This is a genomic window from Mycobacterium sp. E183, assembly GCF_001667735.1.
Classification (GTDB): Bacteria; Actinomycetota; Actinomycetes; order Mycobacteriales; family Mycobacteriaceae; genus Mycobacterium.
On the sequence record NZ_LZJN01000016.1, the window covers coordinates 39,560 to 45,906 of the forward strand.

General features: G+C 68.2%; 3 protein-coding genes. 2 read left to right on the plus strand and 1 reads right to left on the minus strand.

Translation table 11 applies throughout. The features are described from left to right. Positions 1-39 precede the first annotated feature (39 nt). Complete coding sequence (locus tag A5691_RS01865; RefSeq protein ID WP_082950091.1) at positions 40-255, plus strand: hypothetical protein; 216 nt, start codon at positions 40-42, stop codon at positions 253-255. Between the two features lie 58 nt (positions 256-313). Beyond that, on the plus strand, positions 314-1,447 hold the full coding sequence (locus A5691_RS01870; protein WP_067760618.1) for a flotillin family protein: 1,134 nt from the start codon (positions 314-316) through the stop codon (positions 1,445-1,447). A gap of 19 nt (positions 1,448-1,466) precedes the next feature. Here the strand turns inward: A5691_RS01870 and A5691_RS28975 are convergent, their stop codons facing one another. Then, positions 1,467-6,332: a PPE domain-containing protein gene (locus A5691_RS28975; protein ID WP_304528530.1), complete on the minus strand. Its 4,866-nt coding sequence runs from the start codon at positions 6,330-6,332 to the stop codon at positions 1,467-1,469. Between the last annotated feature and the right edge of the window lie 15 nt (positions 6,333-6,347).

Genomic DNA, 6,347 nt, shown 5'->3' on the forward strand with positions numbered 1-6,347 from the left:
AACCCGACGCCTGCAATCCCGATGCGGGAGTATGCGTTCGTGAGCGACGCCTCGGCAATCGGCTGCGTGGGGACGTTGACCGTGGCGACCCGCGGCGACCGCGGGGCCGGCGAGGTGCTGGTCACCGTGCGGGGCGCCAAGGAGGCCTTCCTGGCGTGGTCCGACGACCCCTTGCCCAAGGGCGCACGGGTGCTGGTGGTGGAGGTCAGGGGAGCCCGGACGGTAACCGTCGAACCCTGGCACGAACTCGCGTGATCTGAATTGACGACCCGGATCGCCCGGGATACAACAGCGAAACCCAAAAGGAGTTCCGATGCTCGGTTACAAAGTGCCCTCCCCCGACGAGGCGATGCTGATCTCCGGCGGCCGAAGCAAGAGCAACGCCCCCTTCCGCGTCGTCACCGGCCACGGCGCCTTCATCATGCCGTTCTTCCGCAAGGCCCGCTTCCTCACGCTGGCGATGTGTGAGGCCGAGGTCGCCGAGAAATGCGTGACCCAGCAGGGCATCACGCTCAACGTCCGTGCGGTGATCGCCTTCAAGGTCGGCAACGACACCGAAAGCATCATCAGCGCCGCGCAGCGATTCCTGTCCGAACAGGACCAGATGTCCGTGCTGACCGGGCGCATCTTCGCCGGCCACCTGCGATCGATCATCGGCTCGATGACCGTCGAGCAGATCATCCGGGAACGCCAGAAGCTGGCGACCGAGGTCCTCGACGGCTCCAAGGAGGAGATGGCCCGGATCGGCCTCACGGTCGACGCGTTGCAGATCCAGTCCATCGACGACGACGGGCTCGGCTACATCAACGCGATGTCGGCGCCGCACAACGCGGCCATCCAGCAGCAGGCGCAGATCGCCCAGGCACAGGCGAATCAGGCGGCCGCCGAAGCCGAGCAGGAGTCGCAGCGCAAGCAGGCGGAATTCGCCCGGGAGACCGCGATCGTCAAGGCGCAGTACAAGGCCGAGGTCGACAAGGCGCAGGCCGAGGCGGCCCAGGCCGGCCCGCTGGCCGAGGCCGAGGCCCAGCGCGAGGTGTTGCAGATGCGCACCGAGCTGGCCCAGCGCGCCGCCGAACTGCGCCAGCAGGAGCTGGTCGCCGAGGTCGTCAAGCCCGCCGAGGCCGAGGCCGAACGCGTGCGGATCCTGGCGGTGGCCGACGCGGAGAAGATGAAGATCCAGGCCGAGGCCGCGGCGTCGCACAACCGGGTCGCCCTGGACAAGGCGCTGATCGATCAGCTGCCCGAGATCGTCGAGAAGGCGGCGCGGGGGCTCGCCAACGCCAACGTGACGGTGCTCAACGGCGCCGAGGGACTCACCGAGGTGGCCAGCGGGCTGGTCGCCCAGGGCAGGGCGATCTTCGACGCCCTGCGGGGCACCGTCGACTACTACGACGACGAAACCGCCGCGCCGCCGCTGACCACTAACTCCGAATCAGGTAATTCATGAATTCGCTTGTGCTGCAGCACTAGTCGCCGGTGAAGGTGAGGTCGTCAGACAACACGTTGGACAGGTCGTCGAGATCCATGTCCAGCATCCCATTGGTGTCCCGTTGAGACTGGATTCCCGAGAGACCCGACAGACCCGAGGTCCCCGACAGCCCGGGTGAGGCCGCGCCGGCGATCGCATCCGGAGGCACCGGGCCCGGCGGCACCGCCGGGCTGATGATTACCTGGCCGACGAGGCCGTTGGGCGTGAAAGAGCCGCCCTGACCGATGGTGACCATTTCGTGGGGCCCGATAATCAGCGCACCGCCCTGGTTCAGCGGCACGGTGGCCCCGGTGTGGACGATCAAATAGGAGCCGTCGTCGACCGTCAACGTCCCGCCGGTGACACTCATGACACCGGTGGGGTCGATGGTGACCACACCACCGGAGTTGATGGAGAACGCACCGGCGTCGTTGACCACGCCGCCGGGGCTGACGGTGAGCGTGCCGTTGTCGATCAATGCGCCGCCGTGGTCGATCGTCAGCGCCGCGCCCTCGGTGAACGTGCCGCCGGAGTTGACGTTGATTGTGCCGCCGCTGCTGACTTCCATCGTGCCGCCGAAGTTACCCAGTGAGCCGCCGTGCTCGACGGTCAGCGTGCCGCCCGCATCGACCGTCGTGGTGCCGAAGTTACCGAGGAAGCTGCCGTCATCGACGGTGAGAGTGCCGCTGTCGGTGAGGGTCCCGCCCGAGAAGACCCCCAAGCTGCCGCCGTCGTTGACAGTGAGTGTGCCGTTGTCGGCGAGGGTCCCGCCGGAGTAGACGATCATGCTGCCGGAGTCGGTCAGGGTGCCGCCGCTGCTGACGGTCAGGGTGCCGTAGTCATCCAGGGTGCTGCCGGGGCCCACGGTCAGGGTGCCCGCATCGCTCAGGCTGCCCGTTTGAGGGATGGTCAGGGTGCCGTTGTCGGTCAGGGTGCCGCCCGAGTCGACCGTCAAGGGTCCGTAGTCGAACAGCGTGCCGCCCTGATCGACGGTCAGTGTGCCGCCGTTGGTGACCGTCATCGGATCGATGGTGTAGAGGTGCCCGCCGTTGTCGACGGTCAGCGTGCCGGAATCGACAAGGGTGCCGTAGTTGGAGAAGACGCCACCGTTGTCGACGGTGACCGTGCCGCCGCTGTCGATGGCCATCGTCCCGCCGTTGACCTCGAAATTCCCGGCGTCGGTGAGCGTGCCGCCCGAGTTGACCGTCAAGGCGCCGTAGTCGGTCACGCTGCCGCCGCTGTTGACCGTCAGCGTGCCGCCGTCGGTGACCGTCAAAGCCCCACTGTTGTAGAGGTTGCCGCCGGCGTTGACGATGACGTCGCCGCCGTCGGTGACGGAGCCTCCGGTGTAGACGGTGAGGGTGCCAGTGTCGGTGCCACCCGTGCTCACGGTCAGGGTGCCGCCTTGGTTCACGGTGACAGCGCCGGCGTCGTAGAGGTTGCCGCCGCCGGTCACGGTGACGGCGCCGCCATGACCGACCGTGACCGTCCCGCTGTCCGACAGAGTGCCGCCGCCGGTCACCGTCATGCTGCCGGTGTCGGTACCACCCTGGCTGATCGTCAGCGTGGCGCCCGGCTGGACCGTCAACGCACCGGAGTCGGTCACCGTGCCGCCGGAGGTCACCGTCATGGCGCTGTTGTCGCTGAACACGCCGCCGGACTGAATGGTCAACGAGCCGCCGTCGGTGACGTTGAAGCTGCTGTTGGCGAAGCCCACATAGCCGCCATTGTCGACAACCACCGAGCCGGAGTCGGTGATGGTGCCCGGGTTGCTGAGCAGGTAGCCGCCGTTCTCGACCGTGAAGGTGCCGCCATTGTCGATGGTCAGCGTGCCGGTGCCACTGCCCACCGAGAATGAGCCGGCGTCGTTGACAACCCCGCCGCTGGCCACGTCCAGGGTGCCGCCGGAGAGGGTCAGGGCACCACCATTCAGGTTGAGGGTGCCGGCGTCGGTGAAGGTACCACCGGAATAGACGAAAACGCTGCCGCCGGTGTTATCGGTGATAGTGCCGCCGGTGTTGATGCCGACCGTGCCGAAGTCTTTCAGGAAGCCGCCAACTGTCAGGCTGCCCGTGTCGGTGCCACCCGTGCTCACGGTCAGCGTGCCACCGTTGTTGACCGTGACCGTCCCCGCGTCGGACAGAGTGCCGCCACCGGTAATCGTGAGGCCGCCGGTGTCACCGGTAGTCGCGGTGCTGACGTTGAGGGTGCCGCCGGAATTAATGGTGAGAGTGCCCCCGTCGGACAGGCTGCCGCCGCCGGTGACGGTAAGGCTGCCGGTGTCCCCGGTCGTCGTCGTGCCGACGGTCAGCGTGCCGCCGCTGTGGACCGTGACCGTTCCGCCGTCGGACAGGGTGCCGCCGCCGGTCACGGTTAGGCTGCCCGTGTTGGTCCCACCCGTGCCGACGGTGACCGTGCCGCCGTGACCGACCGTGACCGTCCCGGCGTCGGACGCAGTGCCGCCGACCGTGAAGCTGCCGCTGTTGGTGCTGGCCGTGCCCACCGTGACCGCACCACCGTGGCTGACGGTCAGACTGCCGCCACTGTCGACAGTGAGCGCGCCGCCTTGGGTGACTGCGAGGGTGTTGCCGGACGGGATGGTGAGGGCACCGCCATTGCTGATTTCGACGGTCCCGCCGCTGGCACTGATGGTGGTGTTGACCGGAAGGTTGAGGGTGATGCCGTTGGTGAACGTGCCGCCGCTATTGACCGTGATGGTGTTGGTGCCCAAGAGCTGCACGGAGGTACCGCTGTTGAGCGTGATCGCGCCGGAGTCGTTGACGGTGCTGGTGCTGAGGCCGAACTGGCCGCCGTTAAAGGTGAGGACGCCGGTGCTGTTGACGGTCACGGTGCCGCCGCCGGCGGCGAACTGTCCGCCGTTGACGGTGACGGTGCCGCTGTCGACCAGGCTGCCGCCGTTGAAGATGAGATTGCCGCCGGCGGCAGTGACCTGGCCGCCCTGGTTGACGGCGAGGGTGCCGCCGGTCCAGATATCGGCGTCGCAGCTGGAACTGAGGGTGAGGCTGCCGCCCTGGGTGACGGTGAGATTGCCGTAGACCTCCAGGCCACCCGCGGTGCCGGGCGCGCCGGTGGTGATAGCGCCGCCGTCGAAGGCCTGGCCGCCGGAGTCCACGGTGAGGGCGCCGAAGTTGAGGGCAACAGTGCCGCCGCTGTTGACGTTCAGGGTGCCGCCGCTGGTGACGGTGATGTCGCCCTCGCTGAATCCCACACCGCCGGTGAGCGTGCCGCCGCTGTTGACGTTGACCGTCCCGCCGTCGGTCAGGGTGGTGCCGCTCAGAGTGACGCTGCCGGTGTCACCGGTAACGGTGGCATTGCTGACGTTGAGCGTGCCGCCGCTGTTGACCGTGAAACTGCCGCCGGTGTCGGTCAGGTTGCCGCCGCCGGTCACCGTGAGGCTGCCGGTGTCCCCGGTGGTCGCGGTGCTGACGTTGAGGGCGCCGCCGCTGTTGACCGTGAGCGTCCCGCCGTCGGACACAGTGCCGCCGCCGGTAATGGTGAGGGTGCCGCTGTTGGCTGTGGTGGTGCCCACGGTCAGGACACCGCCGGAGTTGACGGTGACCGTGCCGCCGTTGACGGTAAGCGTGCCGCCGCCGGTCACCGAGAGGAAGCCGGTGTCGGCGCCGCCCGTACTCACCGTGAGCGCGCCGCCGGAGCTGACGGTCAGAGAGCCACTGTCGGTCAGGATGCCGCCGGAGCCGACGGTCAGAGTGCCGCTGTCGGTGACCACGCCGCCGGAGCTGATGGCCAGGGTGCCGGTGTCGGTGTAGCTGGCGTTCGCATCGATGATGAGCTGCCCGCCGCTGGCGACGGTCAGCGTCTGGCCGGGCAGGGTGACGGCAGGATTGCCCGCGGTGACTTCGACGACTTGGCCGTTCAGGATCGTGCCCTGAAGGTCGATCGGATCGACGCCGTTGATGATCACGTGGGTGATCGACAGCGGCGGCTGGGACGCGGCCGGCGCCACCGACTGTGTGGACGCCGCCGGGGCGGCCGATTGCGGCGAGGTGGCGGCGGGCGTGACCGACTGTGACGTCGCCGCGGGGGCAACCGATTGCGTGGAGGCGGTGGGCGTGACCGATTGTGACGTCGCCGCGGGCGCAGCCGATTGCGGCGTGGTCGCCATCGACGTAACCGACTGCGTGGTCGACGTCGGCGTAACCGACTGCGGCGTGGTCGCCGTCGACGTAACCGACTGCGCGGTCGACGTCGGCGTGACGGACTGCTGCGAAACCGTCGGGGTGAGTTGTTGGGTCGCGATGGGCATGCCCAGCTGCTGGCTCTCCGCGGCCGAGCTCAGCTGCTGGGTTGCCGCGGTCGAGGTCAGTTGTTGCGTGTCCGTCGTCGGGGTCAGCTGCTGGGTCGCGATCGAGGTCAGCTGCTGCTGAATCACCGACTGCGTCTGGGATCCCGCGGTGTTCGCAGCACTTTGGGCTACCGCGCCGCCCTGGGCGTTCTGGCCCGCCGGGTTGGTCGTCTGCGGCGGCTCGCTATACGACTGCAAGGCACTGGCGGCCGCCGAATCGACGGCATACCCATACATCGCGACCGCATCTTGGACCCACATCTCCATGTACTCGGCCTCGGTCGCCGCGATCGCAGGCGTGTTCTGCCCGAAGAAGTTCGTCGCGATCAACGCCATCAGTTGCGCCCGGTTCTCCGCGATCAGCGGCGGCGGCACCGTCATCAGATATGCCGCCTCATACGCCGCGGCCGCCGCAAAGGCCTGCGTGGCCGTCACCCCGGCCTGGGCGGCAGCGGCGGCCAACCATGCCACATAAGGTGCGGCCGCGGCATTCATCGCCATCGACGACGGCCCGAACCAGAGCCCGGTCAAGCCCGCCAGTTCGGAGGAATAGCC

Bases quoted from the DNA above. Each gene is read 5' to 3' on its own strand.
- A5691_RS01870 (WP_067760618.1), top strand. From the start codon at position 314: ATGCTCGGTTACAAAGTGCCCTCCCCCGACGAGGCGATGCTGATCTCC.